Source organism: Opitutia bacterium KCR 482 (genome assembly GCA_029269845.2).
Taxonomy (GTDB): Bacteria; Verrucomicrobiota; Verrucomicrobiia; order Opitutales; family Intestinicryptomonadaceae; genus Merdousia.
Genome location: CP149973.1, coordinates 125,991 through 147,627, shown reverse-complemented (window position 1 = coordinate 147,627; position 21,637 = coordinate 125,991). Strand labels below are relative to the sequence as shown.

The 21,637-nt window shown below is 56.5% G+C and carries 25 protein-coding genes and 1 tRNA gene; 8 read left to right on the top strand and 18 right to left on the bottom strand.

The annotated features are described in order from the left end of the window. Window positions 1–10 precede the first annotated feature (10 nt). From P3B99_000620 to P3B99_000555, 14 genes are all read right to left on the bottom strand, one after another. Window positions 11–1,741: a YgiQ family radical SAM protein gene (locus P3B99_000620; GenBank protein ID WYJ07633.1), complete on the bottom strand. Its 1,731-nt coding sequence runs from the start codon at window positions 1,739–1,741 to the stop codon at window positions 11–13. A gap of 45 nt (window positions 1,742–1,786) precedes the next feature. Next, entirely contained in the window at window positions 1,787–2,476 is a 690-nt protein-coding gene (gene gpmA, locus P3B99_000615) for a 2,3-diphosphoglycerate-dependent phosphoglycerate mutase (GenBank protein ID WYJ07632.1), read from the bottom strand. Window positions 2,477–2,551: 75 nt separating this feature from the next. Next, window positions 2,552–3,238, bottom strand: coding sequence for a hypothetical protein (locus P3B99_000610; GenBank protein ID WYJ07631.1), 687 nt, complete (start codon window positions 3,236–3,238; stop codon window positions 2,552–2,554). A 43-nt stretch (window positions 3,239–3,281) separates the two neighbouring features. Then, on the bottom strand, window positions 3,282–3,899 hold the full coding sequence (locus P3B99_000605) for a 7-carboxy-7-deazaguanine synthase QueE (protein ID WYJ07630.1): 618 nt from the start codon (window positions 3,897–3,899) through the stop codon (window positions 3,282–3,284). Continuing rightward, entirely contained in the window at window positions 3,896–4,363 is a 468-nt protein-coding gene (locus P3B99_000600; protein ID WYJ07629.1) for a 6-carboxytetrahydropterin synthase, read from the bottom strand. Before P3B99_000600 ends, P3B99_000605 begins: the two co-directional genes overlap by 4 nt. Next, on the bottom strand, window positions 4,347–5,744 hold the full coding sequence (locus tag P3B99_000595; GenBank protein ID WYJ07628.1) for a M20/M25/M40 family metallo-hydrolase: 1,398 nt from the start codon (window positions 5,742–5,744) through the stop codon (window positions 4,347–4,349). The genes P3B99_000600 and P3B99_000595 overlap by 17 nt, the downstream gene beginning before the upstream one ends. Beyond that, window positions 5,741–6,103: a hypothetical protein gene (locus P3B99_000590; GenBank protein ID WYJ07627.1), complete on the bottom strand. Its 363-nt coding sequence runs from the start codon at window positions 6,101–6,103 to the stop codon at window positions 5,741–5,743. The genes P3B99_000595 and P3B99_000590 overlap by 4 nt, the downstream gene beginning before the upstream one ends. Window positions 6,104–6,308: 205 nt before the next feature. Further along, entirely contained in the window at window positions 6,309–6,713 is a 405-nt protein-coding gene (locus P3B99_000585) for a DUF3568 family protein (protein ID WYJ07626.1), read from the bottom strand. A 54-nt stretch (window positions 6,714–6,767) separates the two neighbouring features. Then, complete coding sequence (hisG, locus tag P3B99_000580) at window positions 6,768–7,628, bottom strand: ATP phosphoribosyltransferase (protein ID WYJ07625.1); 861 nt, start codon at window positions 7,626–7,628, stop codon at window positions 6,768–6,770. A gap of 49 nt (window positions 7,629–7,677) precedes the next feature. Next, window positions 7,678–7,751: transfer RNA gene (locus tag P3B99_000575), tRNA-Gly, on the bottom strand. Between the two features lie 131 nt (window positions 7,752–7,882). After that, window positions 7,883–9,235 (bottom strand): MBL fold metallo-hydrolase, encoded by a 1,353-nt coding sequence (locus P3B99_000570; GenBank protein WYJ07624.1) that lies wholly within the window; start codon window positions 9,233–9,235, stop codon window positions 7,883–7,885. A 1-nt stretch (window position 9,236) separates the two neighbouring features. Then, window positions 9,237–9,437 carry a sulfur carrier protein ThiS gene (gene thiS / locus P3B99_000565; protein ID WYJ07623.1) on the bottom strand — a complete coding sequence of 67 codons (201 nt, stop codon included), beginning with the start codon at window positions 9,435–9,437 and terminating at the stop codon, window positions 9,237–9,239. Between the two features lie 56 nt (window positions 9,438–9,493). Next, a complete protein-coding gene (locus tag P3B99_000560) occupies window positions 9,494–10,180 on the bottom strand; it encodes a ThiF family adenylyltransferase (GenBank protein WYJ07622.1) in 687 nt (228 codons plus the stop codon). A 178-nt stretch (window positions 10,181–10,358) separates the two neighbouring features. Further along, a complete protein-coding gene (locus P3B99_000555) occupies window positions 10,359–11,324 on the bottom strand; it encodes an ROK family protein (GenBank protein ID WYJ07621.1) in 966 nt (321 codons plus the stop codon). Between the two features lie 241 nt (window positions 11,325–11,565). On the opposite strand from P3B99_000555, the gene nadD reads away from it, so the two are divergent. Continuing rightward, the gene (nadD, locus tag P3B99_000550; GenBank protein ID WYJ07620.1) at window positions 11,566–12,162 is read left to right on the top strand and encodes a nicotinate (nicotinamide) nucleotide adenylyltransferase; all 597 of its coding nucleotides are present in this window, start codon (window positions 11,566–11,568) and stop codon (window positions 12,160–12,162) included. Window positions 12,163–12,166: 4 nt separating this feature from the next. Further along, window positions 12,167–12,763: a ribosome silencing factor gene (rsfS, locus tag P3B99_000545; protein WYJ07619.1), complete on the top strand. Its 597-nt coding sequence runs from the start codon at window positions 12,167–12,169 to the stop codon at window positions 12,761–12,763. 418 nt (window positions 12,764–13,181) lie between these two features. On the opposite strand, the gene P3B99_000540 is transcribed toward rsfS, so the two are convergent. Both P3B99_000540 and P3B99_000535 read right to left on the bottom strand, forming a co-directional pair. Further along, on the bottom strand, window positions 13,182–15,053 hold the full coding sequence (locus P3B99_000540; GenBank protein WYJ07618.1) for a cation-translocating P-type ATPase: 1,872 nt from the start codon (window positions 15,051–15,053) through the stop codon (window positions 13,182–13,184). A gap of 5 nt (window positions 15,054–15,058) precedes the next feature. Beyond that, a complete protein-coding gene (locus tag P3B99_000535) occupies window positions 15,059–15,331 on the bottom strand; it encodes a metal-sensitive transcriptional regulator (GenBank protein ID WYJ07617.1) in 273 nt (90 codons plus the stop codon). A 221-nt stretch (window positions 15,332–15,552) separates the two neighbouring features. Between P3B99_000535 and P3B99_000530 the strand changes: the two genes are divergently transcribed. Continuing rightward, window positions 15,553–16,734 carry a pyridoxal phosphate-dependent aminotransferase gene (locus P3B99_000530; GenBank protein WYJ07616.1) on the top strand — a complete coding sequence of 394 codons (1,182 nt, stop codon included), beginning with the start codon at window positions 15,553–15,555 and terminating at the stop codon, window positions 16,732–16,734. After that, window positions 16,734–17,171 carry a tRNA (adenosine(37)-N6)-threonylcarbamoyltransferase complex ATPase subunit type 1 TsaE gene (gene tsaE, locus P3B99_000525; GenBank protein ID WYJ07615.1) on the top strand — a complete coding sequence of 146 codons (438 nt, stop codon included), beginning with the start codon at window positions 16,734–16,736 and terminating at the stop codon, window positions 17,169–17,171. Before P3B99_000530 ends, tsaE begins: the two co-directional genes overlap by 1 nt. Here the strand turns inward: tsaE and P3B99_000520 are convergent. Both P3B99_000520 and P3B99_000515 read right to left on the bottom strand, forming a co-directional pair. Continuing rightward, window positions 17,166–17,540 carry a CrcB family protein gene (locus P3B99_000520; protein WYJ07614.1) on the bottom strand — a complete coding sequence of 125 codons (375 nt, stop codon included), beginning with the start codon at window positions 17,538–17,540 and terminating at the stop codon, window positions 17,166–17,168. The genes tsaE and P3B99_000520 overlap by 6 nt on opposite strands. Further along, window positions 17,537–17,962: a CrcB family protein gene (locus P3B99_000515; GenBank protein ID WYJ07613.1), complete on the bottom strand. Its 426-nt coding sequence runs from the start codon at window positions 17,960–17,962 to the stop codon at window positions 17,537–17,539. Before P3B99_000515 ends, P3B99_000520 begins: the two co-directional genes overlap by 4 nt. A gap of 174 nt (window positions 17,963–18,136) precedes the next feature. Between P3B99_000515 and P3B99_000510 the strand changes: the two genes are divergently transcribed. From P3B99_000510 to P3B99_000495, 4 genes are read left to right on the top strand one after another with little or no spacing between them, the layout of a single operon-like run. Continuing rightward, window positions 18,137–19,627, top strand: a complete 1,491-nt coding sequence (locus P3B99_000510) for a carbon starvation CstA family protein (protein WYJ07612.1) — start codon at window positions 18,137–18,139, stop codon at window positions 19,625–19,627. Between the two features lie 2 nt (window positions 19,628–19,629). Next, window positions 19,630–20,130 carry a hypothetical protein gene (locus tag P3B99_000505; GenBank protein WYJ07611.1) on the top strand — a complete coding sequence of 167 codons (501 nt, stop codon included), beginning with the start codon at window positions 19,630–19,632 and terminating at the stop codon, window positions 20,128–20,130. After that, a complete protein-coding gene (locus tag P3B99_000500; GenBank protein WYJ07610.1) occupies window positions 20,127–20,630 on the top strand; it encodes a hypothetical protein in 504 nt (167 codons plus the stop codon). The genes P3B99_000505 and P3B99_000500 overlap by 4 nt, the downstream gene beginning before the upstream one ends. 2 nt (window positions 20,631–20,632) lie before the next feature. Continuing rightward, the gene (locus P3B99_000495) at window positions 20,633–21,628 is read left to right on the top strand and encodes a M23 family metallopeptidase (GenBank protein ID WYJ07609.1); all 996 of its coding nucleotides are present in this window, start codon (window positions 20,633–20,635) and stop codon (window positions 21,626–21,628) included. Window positions 21,629–21,637: the final 9 nt, after the last annotated feature.

Below are 21,637 nucleotides of genomic sequence, written 5' to 3'. Positions count from 1 at the left end.
GCAAAACGCCCTACCTTGCGCCGAATTTGCGCTTCGGTTTTTTGTGGCCGCTGCGGAGCATGTCGCGCTGGATTCGACGTTCGGCAAGCCCCTTGTTGACTTTTATCGGCGAGCCGTCGGGGGCGGTTTCCGAGCAGTACATTGCGCAGCCCATCGTCATCGGAAGCGGAATGAAGTCCTGCACTTGCTGCAATTTCCAGTTCGATTTCGACAGGTACGAATCGACAACTTTCATGTCCGCCTCTGTGCACCCCGGAAAATTCGAGATGAAGTACGGCACCATGTACTGTTTTTTGCCCGTGCGCCCGTTCACTTTGTCGAAGATTCTGCGGAACTCCTCGAACTCGCCCGCCTTACCCTTGCGCATGAGTTTAAGGACGCGGTCGGAAAGGTGTTCGGGGGCTACGCTAATCTGCCCCGAAACGTGGTTTGCTATGATTTTTTCGGTGAGTTCGGGTTGCAAAAGCGCGAGGTCGAGGCGCACGCCCGAATTTACGAAAACGTGTTTTACTTTCGGAATCGACTTCAACTTGTCGAGCAGTTTCGAGAGCGGCGCGCCGTCGGCGCGGTAGTTTTTGCAAAAGTTGGGGAATATACACGAGTAGCGGCGGCACTTTTTGCAAAGCTCGCGGTCGCGCGGAACGTGCCCGTAGATGTTGCCCGCGGCTCCGCCGACGTCGCTGACCGTCCCCCTGAAATACGGCTCGCGCGAGAGCTTTTCGACGCTTCGCACGACGCTTTCTGGCGTCCGCGACACAAGGTGCCGCCCTTGGTGCGACACCAGCCCGCAGAACGCGCAGCCCCCGGGGCAGCCGCGCACGACGGTGATGGAGTCTTTTATCATCTCCCACGCGGGAATTTTCGCCGAGTAGCTCCAATGCGGCAGGTTCGTGAACGGAAGCTCGCAGAATTTGTCAAACTGCGCCGAAGTCATCGGCTCGCGCGGCGGTTCTATGAGCAGAATTCTTCCGTTTGTTTTTTGGATAAGCCGCCTGCCGTTCCATGGGTTCATTTCCGACTCAACCGTCTTGGTCTCGCGCATGATTGCGGTTTTGTCGGCGCACATTTCCTCGAACGACGACAGCTCCACGCAGCCCTCCGGCGGGAAGCCCGCCGACTCCGTTCCGCCCAGATAGCGGCACGTTCCGCGAATGCCGTCGAGGGATTTGCCGTTTTTGAGGCGGTCGAAAATTTCGAGCATTGTAAGCTCGCCCATGCCGTAGCAAAGGAGGTCGGCCTTCGAGTCCACAAGGACGGAGGGGCGGATTTTGTCCTGCCAATAGTCGTAGTGCGCAACGCGGCGCAGGCTCGCCTCTACGCCGCCGAGAATTACGGGCAGTTTGGGGAACGCCCGCCTGACAAGCTGGCAGTAGACAACCGACGCGTGCGGCGGGCAAAGCCCCGTTTTGCCGTCGGGCGCGTACATGTCTTCGTGGCGCATGCGGCGTCCCGCAGTGTAGATTTTGAGCATGGAGTCTATGTTGCCCGCCGACACCCCGCAACCGATTAGCGGCCGCCCGAATTCGTTGAGGCTTTCGGGATTCTTCCAGTCGGGCTGGGCGACGATTCCCACCCTGTACCCCGCGTCAAGCAGAATGCGGGCAATCAGCGACGCCCCGAAGCTTGGGTGGTCAACGTATGCGTCGCCCGACACAATCAGAATGTCGATTGCGTCCCAACCCCGCGCCTCCATTTCGCAGCGGCGCATGGGCACGAATTTCGAAAGCTCCGCTTTGTCCATAACGCGCGGATATTCTCAAACCCGCCGCCGAAAGGCAAGAACGAACTAAGGCAAAACGCGCTCCGACTTCAAATTCAGGTCGGCGTCGAACTCGAAAACGTAGGGGACGGCAGTGGGGATTTCGAGCGAGACGATTTCGGCGTCGCCGATGTTTTTTATGAATTTTATCAGCCCCCGCAGGCTGTTTCCGTGCGCGGCGACGATTACGTTTTTGCCCGACTTCAAATCGGGCGCGATAAAGTCGCTCCAAACGGGCAGCACCCGCTCGATTGCGTCTTTGAGCGACTCTCCGAGCGGCAGTACGCGCCTGTCGGCAAACGCGTATTTGCGCTCGAAGCGCGGCGAGCGCGGGTCGTCGGGTTCGAGCAGTGGCGGACGAACGTCGAAGCTTCGACGCCAGATTTTCACCTGCTTTGCACCGAATTTTTCCGCAGTCTCCGCCTTATTCAGCCCCTGCAAAGCTCCGTAGTGGCGTTCGTTGAGCCGCCAAGTTTTGTATTCGGGGACGGCTTCAAGCCCCGTCTCGCGCTCTACGATGTGCAATGTCCGCACCGCCCGCTTCAAGACCGACGCGTAGGCGGCGGCGAACCCCAAGCCTGCGGCGGCTATCGCCCTGCCCGCGCGAGCCGCCTCAGACTCGCCTTTCGGCGTCAAATCGACGTCCGTCCAGCCCGTAAACCTGTTTTCGGCGTTCCATTGGCTTTCGCCGTGTCTTAATAAAATCAAAGTAGTCATATCCGCAAATAATTCGTCGCCCGCTGGGCGGAAATGCCCTCGGACGACGTAATGAATCGGAAATTTTTTCTAAATTTAAAGGCCGATTGCCGAAGCCAGCGACGACGGAATTTTCACCCCGCCCTCTTTGAGCGACTTCGCAATCGATACCGCCGCGTCCTTCGACTTCGAGATGTCCGACGGCACGAGTTTCGCCAATTCGAGCGTCGGCGAAAGCGTCGAGCCGAGCGCGATTTTTTCGGCGGTCGTGCCGTTTTTCATGACATCGCGGACTTTCTCGGCAAGTTCCGCGACATCGCGCCCGACCTCCATTTCGCCCTTGATTGCCTCTCCCATTGTTGCAAGGCCCGACTTTGCCGCGGTTTTTGCCGCCGCCGCCGCGTCTTCGGGAAGTTTCAGCGCGGTGCCGTTTGATGTCTTTTCGATTATCTCGTCGGTAAGCTGCGCCGCGCCCTGCACGTCGAGCGTTTTTGCCGACTGCGCCTCGACTTTTCCGAGCGCGTCCTTTGCCTGTTTTGCGTAAGTCTCCGCGCCGCACGAGTCCGCGACCTCCGCGAAGCCTTTCAGGAAGTCCTCCTTGCTTTTCTTGTATTTGGCAAGCGTTGCCTCCTGCTTTGTTTTAAGCTCTTCGATGTTTTTGGACGACGCGCTTGCCGCAATCGCGCTTTCGCTTACGTTTTTTGCAAGCTCGCCGAAGCTGAACGCGTGCGCGCATGCCGCCGCGATTATGAACGAAACAAGTGATGACGTTAAAATTTTCATACCGCGCACGCTAAGCGCGGACTCCGCTTTTTGCAAGAAGTATCTAACGCGCAAAATAGCATTTGTGCAACTGCCAGCCGACCCGATATTTGCCGCCGCGCGACTTTACAAAATCGCAAAGCCCGTCGAGCAGGTTTTGGTCGGCGCGGCGGGTCCATTCGGGGTGAAGCCATACGGCTTGGGCGTTGGTTGCGGCATCGGCAAACGGCGCGTAGGCGTCAAGCTCGCAGAGGTCGGAGACTATGAATTTAAGCTCGTCGGCGCGGCGCAGCGACGATTCGAGCGGCGCGGCAAAAAGCTTCGGGCTTAGCGCGACCCACGCGAATTTCGCTTCGTCGGACTCCCTGATTTCGAGCGTGCCCGACGTTTCCAGATGCGCCGCAATCCCCGCGTCGGCAAGCCGCTTCAACAGCGGGGAGAGGTCGTGCAAACACGGCTCGCCGCCCGTAATCACCGCAATTTCCGCATGAGTCGCCGCGGCCTCCGCCGCGATTTCCTCTGCCGACATCGACATTGCGGGTTTGCCGTTCCACGACGCGCGGGTGTCGCACCACGGGCACTTTACGTTGCACCCGAAAAGCCTTGCGAAATACGCCCTGCGCCCCGCGTGGCAACCCTCGCCCTGCACCGAAAAAAACGTTTCGTCGAGCGGGTATTTCATAGCGAATCGGGGGTGTATTTTGCGGTGTTCTTTTTGTCCTCGCTGACCTCCACGGCGGCGACCCGCGCCCTGCCCGAAGTCGCCTCCGAGACCATTTTGCCGAACACCTCGAAGAAATATTTTGCAAGCCCCTCGCACGAGCATTCGTCGACAAGGCAGATTTTCCACGCTTCGGGGGCGGCGTCGCGCAGAGTCCGCCACAGAGGGTCGGACTTGGAAAACACGCAGGCGTGGTCGAGATTTTCGTCAATCCAGCCCTTGATGAATTTCAGCTTGCCGAAGTCCACGACAAAGCCGTTTTCGTCGGTTTTGTCGCAGGCGAAAGTGATTGCTATGTCCCAGTTGTGCCCGTGCACGAACGAGCAGTGCCCGTCGTGCATGTGCTGCCTGTGGGCGAAGGGAATGTCGAAGTATACTTTCCTACATGTAAGCATTTTCTGCCCCGTTCTATCCGTTTTTAACATTCGCCGATTCCGCGATTTCCTCGAAGAACATGCCGTAGTATTTTACGGCGCGTTCGATTGTCGCAAGCGGGAAGCCCTCGTTCGGCGCGTGCAGATTGTCTTCCGCAGTGAAAAGCCCGAACATTATTGAATCAAGCCCCGTGATGCGCTTGATGCGCGAAATCAGCGGAATGCTTGCGCCCTCGCGCAGGTAGAGCGGCTTTTTGCCGAACGCCGCAAGCGAGCATTTATCGACCGCGGCGAACGCGTTTGCCATTGTTTTTCCGCGGGCGTCGCAGCCGCAGTTTTTGGGGTTTACAAAGTAGGCGTCGCCCGCGGAGTCGTACTCCACGAACGAGATTTTCACGCCCTTGGGCGTGCGCTCCGCCATCGTTTTCTGGACGAGCTTCATGACCTCCTCCGTTTTTTGGGGCGCGACCGTTCGGCATGAAATTTTGCAGAAGCACTCCGACGGAATAACCGACTTCGAGCCTTCGCCCTGATAGCCGCCGCCGACTCCCGTAAATTCCACGGTCGGCAGAACGCGCACAGCCTCCGCGGGGGTGTGTCCGCGCTGGGCGTAGAGGGCGTCCACGTCGAGCAGTTTTTTAACGTAGTCGTCGCCGAAGGGATTTTTTGCGATTTCCGATTTTTCCCAGTCGTCGAGCTTCGCCAGGCCGTCGTAGAATCCGTCGATGTTTACAAGCCCGTCCGCGCCGTGGAGCGACGCGCACACTTCGAACATAGCCTGAACGGGATTGTAGACCATTCCGCCGAACATGCCCGAATGAATGTCGGTTTGTGGGCCTTTGAAAACCGCGTCGAAGCTGCCCGTGCCGCGAAGCCCGATTGTGATTATCGGGGTGTCGTGCGACGCTGCGGAGGTGTCGCTTAGCAGAAGCATGTCGTAGCCGCCGATAAGTTCGGCGTTGTCGGAAATGAATTTCGCCATGCTGGGGCTGCCGATTTCCTCTTCGCCTTCGAGCATGATTCCGAAATCGACGGGCGCGTCGGGGTGTTTGTCGAGGAACGCGAGCAGTCCGCCCAAGAGGCACGAAAACGGCCCTTTGTTGTCGGCGGTGCCGCGCCCCCAGATTTTGCCGTCTTTTATCACTGCGTCGAAGGGCGGCGTTTTCCATTTTTCGACGGGGTCTACGGGTTGCACGTCGTAGTGTCCGTAGCAGAGTATGCGCAGTTTCGGCGCGCCCGACTTGCACGGACGTTCGGCGAAGACAATCGGGTGGAGCGCGGTTTTGTGCAGAGTCGATTCGAAGCCGAAGCTTTCGAGCGAGTCCGACAAAAACTTTGCGCACGCCTCCACCTGTCCCGCGCGGGCAGAGTCTGCGGACACGCTTTCGAATTTCACGAGCCGCGCTATAAAATCTGTAATTTCGAATTTCATTTGTTTAGCGAATAATATACAAGTCCGAATTGCGCCAGCTGCGCGGCGGTATATGCCGCCCAGAGTATCGACGCCGTTTTGAATTTACTATCGGATAGAAATTTTAAAATAGGCAGGCACGCAAGCAAAATCGCCGCCGCTATAATAATGCAGTTTTCCTCGTCGGCGTAGAACGGCACAATCCACACGCAGACCGACGCGAAGAGCGAGAACGCAAAGCTTCTCTCGAATGTCAGCTTGGATTTCGACGCAAGAGACGCAAACCACAGCGCGGCGCCTCCGAGATACGCCGAGACGAACGCGCAGCCGAAATGCCCCAGCAGTTTTATTTCCTCGTAATACGGCAAAAATTTGTGCATTCAGTTTCCCTTTCGATTCGCGATTTTTGCGGCGCAATCTGCCTTTCCCTAACCGTCGAAGCCGTCCGCCGGCTGCGCCGATTCCTTCCATTGCCGCGCTGCGGGGCGCGCCTGCGGCGAAATCCGCCTTTGCATAAAAAATGCGCCCCGCGAAACCGCCGGAGCGCATGGAAAAATTCAAAAAGATTCCGGCGAACCCGCCGAATTAGCGGCGTTCGAGCGCGCGCATATTCTTTGCGATTGCGTTGAATATTTGCTGGCTCTTCATCAGGTTGCCGTCGCCGTATTCGATTTTGACGTCAACTTCGTCGTTCGGAAGCTGTTTGAGGAAAACGACAATCTGAATGTCAAGCTCCGCGCGGGCGTAGACGTACCATTCGTTGTCTTTGGGGATTTGCCCTACGCGGAAAAGCTTCATGTCGCGTTCGAGCGCGATATTCGTTGCCTTGAACGCCGTGTTGATATTGCCCGAAAGCTTTCCGTGGAAAGAGCCGGTCATATTATCGTAGGTGCCCATGGGGTGGGCGGCGGAGTCTACAACAACGTTTGTGGTGCAGGCGCACACGAAGAGCGCGACCGCCGCAAATGCAAATGACAATGTTTTTTTCATAGTACTACTAATATAATAACGCTATGCGGATTTTTACAACAAAAATTTAGCCTTTTATGGTATCACCTTGTTGAGGGGATACTCAACAATGCCCTCCGCGCCGTTCGCTTTGAGCGTGGGGACAATTTCGCGCACGGTTTTTTCCTCGACAATCGTTTCGACGGCGACCCATGCGGGGTCGGACAGTTGCGAGACCGTCGGTTTGCGGAGCGCGGGGAGAGCGGCGATAATCTTGCTGAGGTTCGCCTTGGGCAGGTTCATTTTAAGACCGACCTTTGTCGCCGCGTCGAGAGCCGACTGCAACAGCATTGCGATAGACTCAATCTTTTCGCGTTTTTCGGGGTTTTCCCAAGCCGCCTTGTTGGCGATGAGCTTGGTATTTGTGTAAAGCATGGTGTCTACAATGCGCAGGTTGTTTGCGCGGAGCGACGAGCCGGTTTCGGTGATGTCGGCGATTGCGTCAACCAAGTCGGGCACTTTGACTTCCGTCGCACCCCACGAGAATTCGACTTCCGCGTTTACGCCGTTGTCGGCAAGGTACTTCTTGGTGACGTTCATCAGTTCCGTCGCGATTCTCTTGCCCTCCAAGTCTTTCACTGTCTTTATGGGCGAGTCTTCCTTTACGCAGAGAACCCAGCGCGATTTCAACGCCGTCGCCTTGCTGTAAATGAGGTCGCAAACTTCGACGACATCGCTGTTGTTTTCGAGAATCCAGTCGTAGCCCGTAAGCCCGCAGTCGAAGAAGCCCTGTTCCACATAGCGGCTGATTTCCTGTGCGCGGACGAAGCGTCCGTCGAGTTCGGGGTCGTCAATCGACGGCTTGTAGGAACGCGAGCTCTTTGTGATTTTCCAACCCGCTTTACCGAAAAGCGCGATTGTTGATTCTTCAAGACTGCCCTTGGGCAAACCTAACATTAAAAGCGGAGTACTCACGATATTTACCTGAATTTAGGTTGAACAAAAATGGTGCGGGCAGACGGAATCGGACCGACATCACCAGTTTGGAAGACTGGGGTTTTACCACTAAACTATGCCCGCTTAAATTTAAAGTTTTGAATGATTGCGTTTTTTTGCGCGGCGTCAAGCTCTTTTCTTCATTTTTTGCGCATTTAGGCTATTTATTCCGCGCCCGAAAGCGCGGGTTCGGGGCGGCGGAATTTCGCAACTGGCTACAACTCTATCGATTCCGACGGTTCGGGGATTATCACAGCGGTTTTGGGTGAACGGTCGAGAATTTCGTCCATGAACCACTCGCGCGACTCCATGCTGCCGTGGGTGAGCACAACGCAGCGCGGGTCTTTCTCCATAATGAACTCGAAAATCTCCTCCCTGTCGGCGTGCGAAGTGAGGTCGAACTTGTCGACGCGGCAGTTGACATTGCCAACATAGAATAGATCTCCGAACGAAAACTGGTCGCCGTAAGCCGTTTTTTGGAGGCGCGCTGCGGGCGTGTCGGGGTCGGAATAGCCCACGAAGAAAATCGCGTTTGCGCGGTTGTCCATCATTGCCGACGCCGCAATATAGCTCGGCGTGTGTTCAACCATCATGCCGCTTCCCAAAACGTAAATGCCCTGCGTTTCGAAGTCGCGCCCGGGGACGATTTCGCCCCTGAACGGCTTGACGCCCTCCATGTGCTGTTTGCCGAAGAAGAATGTGGACGATTTCTTCGCCCCTTTTATAAAATACTCGGCGATATCCAAGCCCAGCCCGCCCGCGAAAATCGGCACGTCGGGAATGAATTTGCGCGCCTTTGCGTTGTGGAGAATGAACACTATTTCCTGCATGCGCCCAAGCGCGAATGCGGGAATCAGCACGCTTCCGCCGCCGCGCAAAACGAGCGATATCGACGACACCAGCCGCTCGACTTCGCTGTCGTAGGTTATCCCCTTCGGGCGCGAGTACGACCCGCGCGTTGTTTCGACAACAAGCGTATCGACCCTGCCCTCGGGCGGAACAGCCCCCTTCAAGATTCCCGACGAATGGAACGAGATGTCGCCCGAAAAGAGAATGCGCCGCTTTTTGTGCTCGAACATTACCGACGCCGCCCCCGGAATATGCCCCGCGGGCGTGAACGTGATATTTATGCGCTCGCCGTCGATTTCGAACTGCCTCTCGCGGTGGAACGCCATCGGCATTATGCGCGGTTTCAGAGCGTCGATTGACGACGAGTCGAAGAGCGGATACTCTTTGATGTCGAATTCCTCGCGCTGTTTTGCCATTACCGCGCGGGAATTGCGGAGCATGCGCGGGAGCAAATCCGCGCTTTCGTCGGCTACGAGAACGTGCGCGTGGTTTTGCTCGCGCAGAACCACGGGCAACGCGCCGCAGTGGTCGAGGTGCGTGTGCGTTATTGCGATGAAGTCGAGCGTTTCGGGTGCGACTTTCGAGAGGTTCGGCAACGCCGAAAGCCCCATGTATTTCGGGTGGAGACCGCAGTCTATCAACGCCTTGAAGCGTCCTATTTCGAGCAGGTGTCCGCTCGATCCGACGTCGATTTCCGTATTTAAATCGGTATAAATCATTTTAGCCGCCCGCCACTATCTGCATGATTTCGAGCCTATCGCCCTCGCGCAAAACGATGTCGGCAAAGGCGTCGTAGCGCATTGCCGCGCCGTTTAGCTCCACCACGCAACGCGCCGCTTTCACGCCCGTGGATTCTATGAACGCCGCCACCGTCGTGTTTTCTGCGATTTCGTACTGTTTCGAATTTGCGGTAATTTTCATTGCCTTTTATGAAAGCGTTTTTTTTGTTTTTTTCAAGAAGATAACGCGCGGCGCGGTCAGCGTATGTTTGCCGAAAAATATTTGAACGCCGCGTGGTCGAACATCGAGAACCGCCCTATTTCGAAGCCGCCTACGGCGACCGCGCGGATTGCAGCCGACGCCGCCCAAACGCCGCTCAAATGCGCCGCCGCGGGGAAAATCGGCAGTCCGCGCGGCGCGGGCGAGCCGTCGGATTTCGCAACGTCGCCGAAATAGAAGCCGTCGCCGAAAAGGAAATTCTGCGAGACGTAGCCCGCCGCGCTTGCGGCAATCTCGCGGATACCCGCCGCCGCGCACAGCGCCGACACTTCGGCGCGAGCCTCGAATGTGTCTGTAGCGTCTATGCAAAGCGCAGACTCGCGCAAAATCTCCGCCGAGTTCTCCGCCGAAATTTTCTCGCAAAAGAAATCGACGCGCACGTCGGGGTTCAGCCTTTTTGCGGACTCCGCCGCAAGCTCCGCCTTGAATCGCCCCTCCTGCGCCGCCGCGTAGAGCGTCTGCCTGTGGAGGTTGTGGGCGGAAACGGTATCCGAATCGAACAACGCGACGCGCCCGAAGCCCGCGCCGACAATCAGCGGCAAAACCGCGCTTCCCACGCCGCCTACCCCGACGAGCGCAACGCTCGATTCGGCAAGCCTCCGTTGTCCCTCCGCGCCGAAGTCGGGCAATGCCGTCTGCCGCGCGTATTTTTCGAAATTTTCCATGCGCAAAAGATTGTCCCGCGCGGGCGGCGCGGTCAAAAGTTTTTTTGAAAAAAATACCGAGATTGCGGAGATACGCGCAACCCGCGAACGCGCAATTCCTCCGCGCCGCCGCGCAATCCGCCCGCAAAAAAAACCGCGCCTTCGGACGCGGTTTTGCGGAGTGTAAAAAAAATTCGGCTTAGTGTGCGCCGTTGTTTGCCGCCCACACCATCGCCGACGCGCCAAGAATTGCGGCGTCGCTTTCGGGAAGTTCCGACGGCAGAACGTTTACCTTGTTGCGGAACACGGGCATAAGGTTCTTTTCCATCGCGATGCGCGTGGGTTCGAGGATAAGCTCGCCGCTCTTGACTGGCCCGCCGAAAAGGAAAATCGCCGACGGACGCGAGAAGTGCACAAAGTCTCCCAAAGCGCGGCCGAGTATGCTGCCTGTAATTTGATAGGTTTCCGCCGCCGCCCTGTCGCCGGCGCGGGCTGCGTCTTCAATAACGCGGGCGTCGAGCTTTTCCCACGGAACGTTCGCGATTGCAGAGTCGCCGTTGTATTTTGCGACCATTTCGAGGAACGTGCGCTTAATGCCCGTCGCCGACGCGTACGTTTCGAGGCAGCCGCGTTTCCCGCAGCCGCAAAGGCGGCCGTTCGGCACTGCGCAGACGTGTCCGAGCTCGCCCGCGAAGCCGTCCGCGCCAAGAAGCAGCTTGCCGTCGGTGATAATGCCGGAGCCTAAGCCCGTTCCGAGCGTGATTACTATGAAGTGCGAAAGGTTGCGTCCGCCGCCGTAGATTTTTTCGCCCAGAGCCGCCGCATTTGCGTCGTTGCTCAGGCAGATTGTGTCGAAGCCGAGAGCCATGCGGAGCGTTTCGACAATCGGGACGCTCCGTCCGAACGGGAGGTTCGGGGCGTATTCGATAGTGCCCGTGTAGTAGTTGCCGTTGGGCGCGCCGATACCCACGCCCTGACAGTCGCCGTCGGTGTTGGAAGTAAGGAATGTGATTGCGCGTTCGAGCGCTTCGACGTATGTGGCAAAGTCCTTATAGTCGGTCGTTTTGAAGTCGTGGCGTTTGAGAACCGTTCCCTTTTCGTCAACAACTCCGAGTTTCGTGTTTGTGCCGCCGATATCGACGCCGATTGCGTATTTCAATTTCATATTAAAAGCAAAGTTGAATGTAGTATATCGCAATCTAATTTGCACAATGTGCGCAAAATCACAATTTAAAAATAGCGTTTGCGCGAAATTTTTTCGAAAAAAATGCGCCCCCATCTTACGAAAGGGGGCGCACCAACCACTACAAACTACAAACACCTATAATTATAGACGCCGCAAAATCGTTTTTGTTCGGCAAAATTTTTATTTTTTTTCGCAAAAAATCCGCAATAATATGCGGACAATGAATCAATCCAAAAGACTCGGCATTTTAGGCGGCAGTTTCGACCCCGTGCACCTCGGACACATCGCGCTTGCGCAGTCGGCGTTCGACGACGGGCGCGTAGACGAAATAGTTTTCGTCCCCGCCGCTCAGGCGCCCATGCGCGACGCCCCCGTACGCGCCGCCAGCGTCCACAGGCTTAAAATGCTCGAAATCGCCGCGTCCAAGCTTCCGTTTCCGCACTCCGCCTGCACTTTCGAGCTTGACCGCGGCGGAATCAGCTACGCCGTAGACACCGTGAAGTTTCTGTCCGAAAAATATCCGCAAAAACGCCTGCGCTGGATTCTCGGCGGCGACCACATCGCAAAGCTCCACGGCTGGAAGGACATCGACGCAATCGCGAAGCTCGCCGACTTCATCTGCGCGCGTCGCGACGGTTTCGACGCCGACACATCGAAACTTCCGCCCTCCCTGCATTTCGAATTTTTTGCCTTCGCCCCTCTGCCCTACAGTTCCACCGAAATCAGGGCGCGGCTCGCCCGCGGCGAAAAAAATCTGAAAATGCTCGACCCCGACGTCGAAAGCTACATATTCAAAAACAAATTATATAATACATAAAGTCATGGAAAAATCTGCCACAAAGAAATCGGCGGCGAAAAAAGCCGCAAGTCCCGCGAAAAAAAACGCGGCGAAGAAGTCAACCGCGAAAAAGGCCGTTGCCAAGAAAACTGCGGTAAAGAAAGTTGCCACCAAAAAAGTAGCGGCGAAGAAGGCTGTTGCCAAGAAGACCCCCGCGAAGAAGGTTGCGACAAAAAAGACTGTTGCGAAAAAGTCGGCGGCGAAAAAAGTTGCCGACCTTGACCCGACTCTCGAAATTGTAAAGAAATGTTGGCAGGCTCTCGACGACAAAAAAGCCGAGGACATCAGCGTTCTCGACGTTCGCGGGAAATCGCCCATCACAAACTACTTCATTGTCGCGACCGCCACTTCCGAGCCGCACCTCCGCGCCCTCGCCAACGAGCTTGAAAAGACCCTCAAAGACCTCAACGTAAAGTCCGTCGGGCGCGACTACAACACGTCGAGCGGCTGGGTCGTTGTAGACGCCTTCGACTTCATGGCTCACATCTTCCTCCCCGAACAACGCGGCCTCTACGGCATAGAATCCCTCTGGCGCGACGGGCGCAAGGTGCGCCAGCCGTCGGAGCTTCGCTCCTTGTAGTTGTTATGCGGCGCGGCTATAACCGACAAGCTGCAGCCTGTACGGCGACGGAGCTTCGCTCCTTTTGGTTATTATGCGGCGCGGCTATAACCGCGCCTTTTCTGTATCAGTTCGTATTGCCTACGGCAATTACTGACATTAGGATTATTCCTTGCAAAGCAAGAAACCAATTTAAACAGACGCGCTTTGCGCGGAGAAAAAAAGAAAAGCGGAAATCCCACAACTTGGAATTTCCGCTTTTTGTACGCTCAACTTTTATCCCAAAGCACTCTAAAAATCTTCCGCGCCGTGCGCTGTATTTTTAGGCGCGTCAAAGTGCTTTCATAAGGGTGGCTTTCCTGTGCGAACAGGGCGCGTGGCGTACTTATCGTACGCGAGCGGTCTGGGCGTACAGGGAAACGCCCTTAGGGAAGTGCTTTCACGCGCCGTGTCCGCGCCGTAAGTTGCGGTCGTAAAGAAGTCCCGCATTCAGGACTACCAAGACTGAGCCTAAGTTGTGCACCAACGCCCCCGTTATCGGCGTCAGCACCGCCGCCAGCGACAGCAGCACCGCCGCAAAGTTTATCAGCATTGAAAGCGTGATATTCACCTTTATCGAGCGAACCGTCGCGTTTGAAAGGCGTTTCAAATACGGTATGTTCGTAATGTCGTCGCCCATCAGCGCGATGTCCGCCGCCTCGACCGCGATATCGCTTCCCATCGACGCCATTGCAACCCCGACATTCGCAGATTTCAGCGCGGGGGCGTCGTTCACGCCGTCGCCGACCATGCACACGGTTTTTTTTGAGGCTTTCAGAGCCTCGATTTTTTCGAGCTTTTCGGCGGGGAGCAGCCCCGCGCAGACGCGTTTCAAGCCCGCGTTTTTTGCGAAAAATTCCGCCGCCCGCGCGTTGTCGCCCGTGAGCAAGACGCTTTCCACGCCGAGCGAATCAAGCTCGGAAACAACTTCCCTTGCGGAGGGTCGGGGGGTATCGGAAAGCGCGACAAGCCCCGCGAATTTTCCGCCAGCGCCGACGAAAATCGACGCCTTGCCCTCGTCGGAAAAGAGTTCGAATTTGTCGAGCGCGGCGCGGGGAATTACGATTCCGTTTTCGGCAAGCCACGCGGCGTTTCCGCAGACCGCAAGCCGTCCGCCGACGTTCGCGGAAATCCCGCGCCCTGGGGTCATCTTGAAGTCGGACGCCTCCGAAATTTCAACCCCGCGCGACTTTGCGCACTCTACCACCGCCGCGCCGAGCGGGTGTTCCGACATCGACTCCGCCGACGCCGCAAGTCCCAAAAGTTCCTCCTGCGAGGTTTCCGAAAACAGGTCGCTCACGACGGGCTTTCCGACGGTGAGAGTGCCCGTTTTGTCGAAAGCTACACAGTCAACCTTGCCCATTGTTTCGAGAGCCGCGCCCGATTTGATAATCACGCCGAATTTCGTCGCCTGACCAATCGCCGCCATTACGGAAGTCGGGGTTGCGAGCACGAGAGCGCACGGGCAGAAGACCACAAGCACCGTCACCGCGCGTGTGATGTCGCCCGTCGCGAAATATGCGGCGACAGCCACAAGCAGCGCGGCGGGGACGAGAATCGACGCCCACTTGTCGGCAATGCGCTCCGACGGCGACTTGTTTTTCTCCGCCTCGCGGACGAGCCGCACAAGCTTGTCGAGCGAGGAATCGCCGCCCGCGCGGGTTGTCGAAACGTCAATCGCCCCGAAGCGGTTTACCGTTCCGCAGAACACGTCGTCGCCCGCGGATTTGTCCACGGGAATGGACTCGCCCGTCACGACGGACTGGTCTACGGAAGTGTTGCCCGAAAGAATTTTCCCGTCAACGGGAATGGTCTCCCCGGGGAGAATGCGCACGGTGTCGCCCACTTTGATTTCGGCAACCGCCACGGTTTTCGCCGCGCCGCCGACAATCACGCGCCCCGTGTCGGGGGCGAGGTTCACGAGGTTTTTGATTCCGCGTTTCGCGCGGGCAACCGTCATGTGTTCGAGGATTTCGCCAACCGCCATGATGAACGCGATTTCGCCCGCCGCAAAAACCTCTCCTATGCAGACGGAAGCGAGCATCGCGATTGAAATCAGCAGCGGCGACGAAATTTTGCGGCGGCAAAACAATGCCTCCGCCGCCTCGAACATCATCGGCAAGCCGCAGATTAGCGCGGTAATCCACGCGGGGTCGAGCGGGAAATCCGCGCCCGACATCATTAAAGCAAAGCTCGCCGCAAGGAAGACGCCGCCGACGACGGTCATTTTCCCGCTTTCGAGAAACTCCATGAATTCTTCAATCTTTTCCATGTCCGTCAGATTTTCAAAAATTGTTCGATTGCGTCGGAGAGGTGGTCGAGAGCCTCCTCGCCGTGCCCCTCCTTGATTGCGTCGAGCACGCAGTGGTGCAGGTGCCCCTCCAAGACCGACTGCCCCGTTTTGTGGAGGGCGGCCTTTGCCGCGCCAATCTGGATAAGCACGTCTTCGCAGTCCTTTTCCGACTCTATCATTTTTATTATGCCGCCGATTTGCCCCTGAACCCTTTTCAGACGCTTGACGACCTTTTCGTAATCGACACAGTTTTTCATAAACTCAAAATTTATACCCTATACCCGTAGGGGGTATACTGAACTTTGTAAAGCTTTTTTTTGAGGAATTTTTTCACGCGACTCCGAAAAGATTGAAACAAAAGCGAAATTCTTACTCGACAACCGCGCAACTTTGTCCATTTTTGTAGGAAATCGGCGATTATATCGAAAAAGTTTTGATAAACCGCGTTATCCGAATTTTAAGTAAGAGACAGATAATTATGAAAAGCAGACTCTCAGTTTGGGCACAGAATATAGCACCGTCGCCGACCCTCGCGGTCGACGCAAAGGCGAAGAAATTGAAGGCGGAAGGCAAGGACGTCTGCGGATTCGGCGCAGGCGAGCCCGACTTCGACACGCCCCAATTCATCAAGGCAGCCGCAATCAAGGCGATAAACGAAGGCAAAACAAAATACATAGCTTCGTCGGGTCTGCCCGAACTCCGCGAAAGGCTCGCGGCGTTCTACGGAGAGAAAAAGAACATCAAAAACATTTCCGCCGACAACATCATAATCAGCGCGGGCGGCAAGTTCAGCTGCTATCTGGCGATGAAGGCGGTTGTCTCCCCAGGTGACGAAGTGATTATCCCCGCGCCCTACTGGGTAAGCTACCCCGAAATGGCAAAGCTCTGCGGCGGCGTTCCCGTCTTCGTCTCGGCGACGGAGGAAAACGATTTCAAGCTCACGCCCGAACAGGTCGAAGCCGCCATTACGGAAAAGACAAAGCTCCTTGTGCTCAACAGCCCCTCGAACCCCACAGGCTCGGTCTACACAAAAGACGAGCTTGAAGCCATCATGAAGGTTGTCGTAAAGCACGGAATCATCGTCATGAGCGACGAAATCTACTCTTTCCTCACCTACGACGGCACGCACGCGTTCAGCCCCGCGGGGCTTTCGGAAGACGCCCGCAACCACACAATCATGGTGTCGGGCTTCAGCAAGGCGTACTCGATGACGGGCTGGAGGCTCGGCTCTATGTGCGCCCCCGACGACATCGCAAAGGCGGTGGCGAAGCTCCAAACGCAGACGACTTCGAACGCCACGACTTTCGCGCAGTACGGCGCGTTGGAGGCGATAAAAAATCCCGCCGCCGCAAAGGAATCGCTTGAAGCAATGCTCGCGGTTTTCGACAGGCGCAGACTCACGCTCTGGGAGGGTCTCAACTCAATCGACGGCGTTTCGTGCCGCAGGGCGAAGGGCGCGTTCTATCTTTTCCCGAACATTTCGTCTTTCGGGCTTTCGTCTACCGACTTCTGCTCGAAACTCCTCGACGAGGAGCTTGTGGCGGTAGTCCCGGGTGTGGCGTTCGGAGCCGACGCGAACATTCGTTTCAGCTACGCCGTCGCCGACGAAACAATCGTAAAGGGAATAGAGCGCACGAAGAAATTCTGCGCAAAGCTCTAATGCCAAAAAACCACGCAGGCGGCGCGCGCTTTGTTTCGGACTCGCCCGAAGCAACCCGCGCGTTCGCCGCAAAATTCGCAAAAAACCTGCCCGACGACGCGTTCGTCGCGCTTTCGGGCGATTTGGGCACGGGCAAAACCGCGTTCGTCAAGGGAATCGCCGAGGGTCTTGGAATTTCGGCGCGGGTGAAAAGCCCGTCGTACAATATACTCTCGCTCTACGACGCCCCCGACGGGCGCAAGCTCGCGCACATCGACGCGTACAGGCTCGACTCTCCCGAAGCTTTCGAAAACCTCGCCCTCGACGAAGTCGCCCCCGCCCCGCGCTGCGTATGCGTGGAATGGTGGGAGAACGTCGCCGAATGCGTCCCGCAGGAGGCAATAAAAATCGAGATGTCGATACTCCCCGACGGGCGCCACGCAATTACGATTCTATAACAGCCGAAGCATGCACTGCTCGGCGGACAAAAACAACGCCATGCCGAACATGAGCGTGGTCGTTGCGTAAAAAGATGCGCTCAGATACCTTTTTTCGGAAAGCATTTCGGCTATCTGGAACGCGAGCGACGAAAACGTGGAGAGCGCGGCGCAAAAGCCCGCCTCCGAAAACACCGCAAGGTCGCCCTCCAATACGCCGCGCGAAGCAAGCGCGGTAAGAGTCCCCAAAATGAACGACGCCGACATATTCGCCGCGAACGTCCCGAACGGAAACGCCTTTCTATCCCACGCCGCCGCAAGAAAATAGCGGACAAGCGCGCCGAACGCGCCGCCGAGAGCCGCAGCGGAAAACATCAAAAGCGCGTTCATTCGCCGCGCCCTCCCCTGTCGGACTTGTCGAAAAAGCCCGCGATTTTTTCGGAAAGAGTCGGCTTGCGAAAAACACGGAACAACGCGCGGGCGGCAAAAACGGCGGCGACGCACAGCACAAAGTTCCCCAGCAGGTTCAAGAAGAAAGGCGCGTAGGCGTCGGCGGAAAGGAAGGAAACGGAATCGCGCGAAAAGCCCGCAAAGACCGAAAGCCCGCCGCAAAAGCCGACGGCTACAAGTTTTTCGAAATCGGGGTGTACGGATTCGCGCAGCTCGACGGCGGCGGAAAGCAGAAAAGAGCCGGCAATGTTGCACGCAAGAATCGCCAAAATGCCGTCGTCAACAACGGCGCAAACGCCGACGCGGGCGGACGCGCCAATCGCGCCGCCGAGACCTACCGCAGCCAATGTGCGCAATTTCACGAATTTGAACATTCCGCAAAAAGTGGACGCGCCGACGCCGTTTGTCGATAAAAATTTCAGGCGCAAGCTTGACATAACGGAGGAAAAGTCGGATACTTTCGCGATTATGCCGTCCAACGGTTGTTCGGAAAAATACGGCAAAAACTTACACTTAAATTATCGGGATTACCATATATGCTATTGTTCTTCTTAGGTTTGCTTTTGCTCGTCGCGGGCTACTTCGCCTACGGCAGCTTTATCGAAAAAGTCCTCGCCCCCGACGACAGGGCTACGCCCGCCGTCTCGAAGCGCGACGGCGTAGACTTTCTCACGCTCCCCCACTGGAAAAACATGCTTATCCAGTTGCTGAACATCGCGGGGGTGGGCCCCGTAATCGGCGTGATACTGGGCATAAAATTCGGGACGATGGTGTTTATAATAATTCCCGTCGGAAACATTCTCGCGGGGGCTACGCACGATTTCTTGGCGGGAATGATGTCGCTGCGCGGCGGCGGCGCAAACCTGCCCGCGCTTATCCGCCAAAACCTCGGCTCGGCGTACTCAAAATTTTTCTCGGCGTTCACGGTGCTGCTGCTGCTGCTTGTTGTTGCGGTGTTCATCAACGTGCCCGCAAACCTCATAGACAAGGAATTTCCGCAAATCAGCATCTTCTGGTGGACGGTCGGGGCAATCTTCACATACTACGTTTTGGCGACGCTCTTTCCCGTCGATAAAATCATCGGCAAAATCTATCCGCTCTTCGGCTTAATGCTGCTTGTGGGAACGCTCGCGGTCTTCGTGTCGATTTGCTTCAAGCTGATTGAGTCGCCCGAAGTTCTGGGCGAAAGCGCGAAATTCGCCGAAATGAAATGGTGCGCGGCAAACGGACACCCCGTGATTCCCCTGCTCTTTGTTACGATTGCGTGCGGTATTATTTCGGGCTTCCACGCAACGCAGTCGCCGATTGTCGCGCGGACAATGCGCTCGGAGCGCGAGGCGCGTTCCACATTCTACGGAATGATGGTACTTGAAGGCGTAATCGCCATGATTTGGGCGGCGGCGGGGCTTGCCGTCTACAACATGAAGCCCGAATACTTCCAGAAAACGCCGACCGACGTCCTCATTTACGTTTCGCAACACTTCCTCGGCACTTGGATGGGAATCGTCACGGTGTTCGCGGTCGTCATCTTGGCGATTACTTCGGGCGACACCGCCATGAGAAGCATGCGCCTGAGCATTGCGGAAATCTTTAAAATCGACCAAAAACCGATTTCGAAACGCCTGCTCACAACCCTCCCGCTTATAATCGGCACGACGGGGCTTTTGGCGTGGTCGCAAATCAGCGCGGAATCTTTCAACAACCTCTGGAACTACTTTGCGTGGGGCAACCAAGTGCTCGCGGCGTCTACGCTGCTTGCGGCGTCGGTCTGGCTGTTCAGGCTTTCGAAAAACGGATTCGTGGCGCTGCTTCCCGGAATGTTCATGGCGTTCATCGTGCTTACATACATTCTGTGGATTTCGCCCGAACACGGCGGCCCCGTCGGCTTCGGGCTTGACCTCGCCTATGCCTACGGGCTGGGCGGCGCGCTCACGATTGTGCTGTCGGTCTGGGCGTACAAGCGCGGCAAACGCGCCGAACTTTCCGCCGACGCAAACACGCTCCCCAACGAAGAAGCCGAAGGCTAACCGTGCTCGACTGGCAGATAAAACCGCTTTCGAAAAAGTCCGCCCTCTCTGACCGCGAAATCAGGGCGGGCGACACCGTCGTCTGCGCCGTCTACGTCAACGAACTCGGACAGCTCGACCGCATGGACTGCCACAAGGACGAATTTGACGACTCCAAACTGCGCGGACGCATTCTCGGCAAATGGGAGCGCGTGGTCTCGGAACACCCCGAAGCCGACGAACGCGCCGCCCGAAGAATGTCGCTCGAAAGCTCGGAAGACTTCTTCGTGTCGCTCTTCGACGCCGACACGCAAATCGAGACAGAGGAAGCGGACGTCGTAAAACAAATGCTCGCCCTACTCCTCGAACGCAAACGCATTCTGCGGGCGGTCGGACGCCCCGCGGGGGGATTCCAGAAATACGTCCAACCGTCTACCAAACGCGAATTTCTCGTCCCGCAAAAAAATCTGGACGAAGACTTGGTGTTTAAAATCCAAAACCAGCTCGGAAGCATTATCATATGATGAAAATCGCAAAAATTTTCGCGGCACTCGCCGCGCTCGCAACACTCGCGGGCTGCGCGGGCAACGAAATCAAAAACCTCGTAACTTTCCACGTCGCAACGTCGGAAACAATGCCGACATCGTTCGCGCGAGAGCCGCTGCTCATGCCCACTTCGGGCTTCACGCTCGTCTGCAACAAAGAGCCGTTCATGTATAACAACGACCTCATGCGCGTGGACGTCGCAAAAGTGAACCTCCCCGAAGGCGGCTCGCTCGACGGGCTTTACTTCACCGCAAACGAACGCGGCACAAAACGCCTCTTCACCGCAACCGCCGCAAACCTCAACAACTTCATCGTGGCTAAAATCAACGGCGAACCCTTCGCCCTGCGCCGCATCGACATGGCTATCGCCGACGGAAAGATATTCATGGTCTTCGACGCCCCCAATGGCGCGAAAATCGACAAGACCGCCGAAGACCTGAACGAGTCGATAGAAATCGCCCACAAAATCAACGATTAGCCATGCCCGCAAAAAAATTCCTGCTGTCGATTCTGGCCGCCGCCGCCCTCGCTACCGCAAACGCCGATATCCGCTGGCCGACCCCCTCAAAAGATTTCGCGCAAGGCAAACCGCCCGCCGAGTTTCTCCAACCGACAGTCAGCGGCAACCCCGCAAGCGGCGGCTTCGGCGACGTGCGCAACAACGGCTACCGATTCCACGAGGCAATCGACATCAAACCCACCAAGCGCAACAGAAAAGGCGAACCGCTCGACGACATCTACGCGGCAATGGACGGGAAAGTCGCAATGGTCAATAAGCTCGCGGGCAACAGCGGCTACGGCAGATACGTCGTGCTAATCCACCCGCAGTGCGACGTCGAAGTCTACACACTCTACGCGCATATGTCGGCAATAGACCCGAATATTTCGATAGGCTCGCAAGTCAAGGCTGGCGCAAGACTCGGACAAATGGGGCGCAGCGCAAGATACAGCATCGCCCGCCCGCAGGCGCACCTGCACTTCGAAATCGGACTCATGCTCAGCGACAGATTCGACAAGTGGTATACCGAATCGAAACGCTTTAAGGAGAAAAACTTTTTCGGCAACTATAACGGAATCAACCTCGTGGGCTTCGACCCGCTCGACTTCTACACAAAGGCAAGAGACGGACAAATCGACGACGGCTTCAAAGGACATATACTCTCGCTGCCCGTGGCGATCGTCGTAAGAATCTATACACGCCGAACGCCCGATTTTGTAAAAAAATATCCAAAACTGGTGTCGAACGACGGCGAAAAATGCGGCTGGGATATCTCGTTCACATGGTTCGGAATGCCGACAAAATTCGAGCGCATAAAAAATCCGCGGGCGGGAGCGAGAGAGGGGGACGTTGAAATAGTCAAATATAACCCCGCCGAGCTGAAACGCAAGTGCCGCAGAATGGTGGAGTTCGATAAAAAGGGAAATATAGTAATCCGCAACGAACTCAAAGACCAACTGAAACGCATTTTTCCGTAAAAATTGCTT

Excerpts from the sequence above, each read along its gene's own strand:
- P3B99_000560 (WYJ07622.1), bottom strand. The coding sequence starts at position 10,180 with ATGGAAAATTTCGAAAAATACGCGCGGCAGACGGCATTGCCCGACTTC.
- P3B99_000600 (WYJ07629.1), bottom strand. The coding sequence starts at position 4,363 with ATGTTAAAAACGGATAGAACGGGGCAGAAAATGCTTACATGTAGGAAA.
- thiS (WYJ07623.1), bottom strand. The coding sequence starts at position 9,437 with ATGAAAATTACCGCAAATTCGAAACAGTACGAAATCGCAGAAAACACG.
- P3B99_000530 (WYJ07616.1), top strand. The coding sequence starts at position 15,553 with ATGAAAAGCAGACTCTCAGTTTGGGCACAGAATATAGCACCGTCGCCG.
- P3B99_000555 (WYJ07621.1), bottom strand. The coding sequence starts at position 11,324 with ATGAAATTGAAATACGCAATCGGCGTCGATATCGGCGGCACAAACACG.
- rsfS (WYJ07619.1), top strand. The coding sequence starts at position 12,167 with ATGGAAAAATCTGCCACAAAGAAATCGGCGGCGAAAAAAGCCGCAAGT.
- P3B99_000595 (WYJ07628.1), bottom strand. The coding sequence starts at position 5,744 with ATGAAATTCGAAATTACAGATTTTATAGCGCGGCTCGTGAAATTCGAA.
- P3B99_000540 (WYJ07618.1), bottom strand. The coding sequence starts at position 15,053 with ATGGAAAAGATTGAAGAATTCATGGAGTTTCTCGAAAGCGGGAAAATG.
- P3B99_000585 (WYJ07626.1), bottom strand. The coding sequence starts at position 6,713 with ATGAAAAAAACATTGTCATTTGCATTTGCGGCGGTCGCGCTCTTCGTG.
- P3B99_000535 (WYJ07617.1), bottom strand. The coding sequence starts at position 15,331 with ATGAAAAACTGTGTCGATTACGAAAAGGTCGTCAAGCGTCTGAAAAGG.
- P3B99_000590 (WYJ07627.1), bottom strand. The coding sequence starts at position 6,103 with ATGCACAAATTTTTGCCGTATTACGAGGAAATAAAACTGCTGGGGCAT.
- nadD (WYJ07620.1), top strand. The coding sequence starts at position 11,566 with ATGAATCAATCCAAAAGACTCGGCATTTTAGGCGGCAGTTTCGACCCC.
- P3B99_000605 (WYJ07630.1), bottom strand. The coding sequence starts at position 3,899 with ATGAAATACCCGCTCGACGAAACGTTTTTTTCGGTGCAGGGCGAGGGT.
- tsaE (WYJ07615.1), top strand. The coding sequence starts at position 16,734 with ATGCCAAAAAACCACGCAGGCGGCGCGCGCTTTGTTTCGGACTCGCCC.
- P3B99_000610 (WYJ07631.1), bottom strand. The coding sequence starts at position 3,238 with ATGAAAATTTTAACGTCATCACTTGTTTCGTTCATAATCGCGGCGGCA.
- gpmA (WYJ07632.1), bottom strand. The coding sequence starts at position 2,476 with ATGACTACTTTGATTTTATTAAGACACGGCGAAAGCCAATGGAACGCC.
- P3B99_000520 (WYJ07614.1), bottom strand. The coding sequence starts at position 17,540 with ATGAACGCGCTTTTGATGTTTTCCGCTGCGGCTCTCGGCGGCGCGTTC.
- P3B99_000500 (WYJ07610.1), top strand. The coding sequence starts at position 20,127 with ATGATGAAAATCGCAAAAATTTTCGCGGCACTCGCCGCGCTCGCAACA.
- P3B99_000620 (WYJ07633.1), bottom strand. The coding sequence starts at position 1,741 with ATGGACAAAGCGGAGCTTTCGAAATTCGTGCCCATGCGCCGCTGCGAA.
- hisG (WYJ07625.1), bottom strand. The coding sequence starts at position 7,628 with ATGTTAGGTTTGCCCAAGGGCAGTCTTGAAGAATCAACAATCGCGCTT.
- P3B99_000495 (WYJ07609.1), top strand. The coding sequence starts at position 20,633 with ATGCCCGCAAAAAAATTCCTGCTGTCGATTCTGGCCGCCGCCGCCCTC.
- P3B99_000570 (WYJ07624.1), bottom strand. The coding sequence starts at position 9,235 with ATGATTTATACCGATTTAAATACGGAAATCGACGTCGGATCGAGCGGA.
- P3B99_000510 (WYJ07612.1), top strand. The coding sequence starts at position 18,137 with ATGCTATTGTTCTTCTTAGGTTTGCTTTTGCTCGTCGCGGGCTACTTC.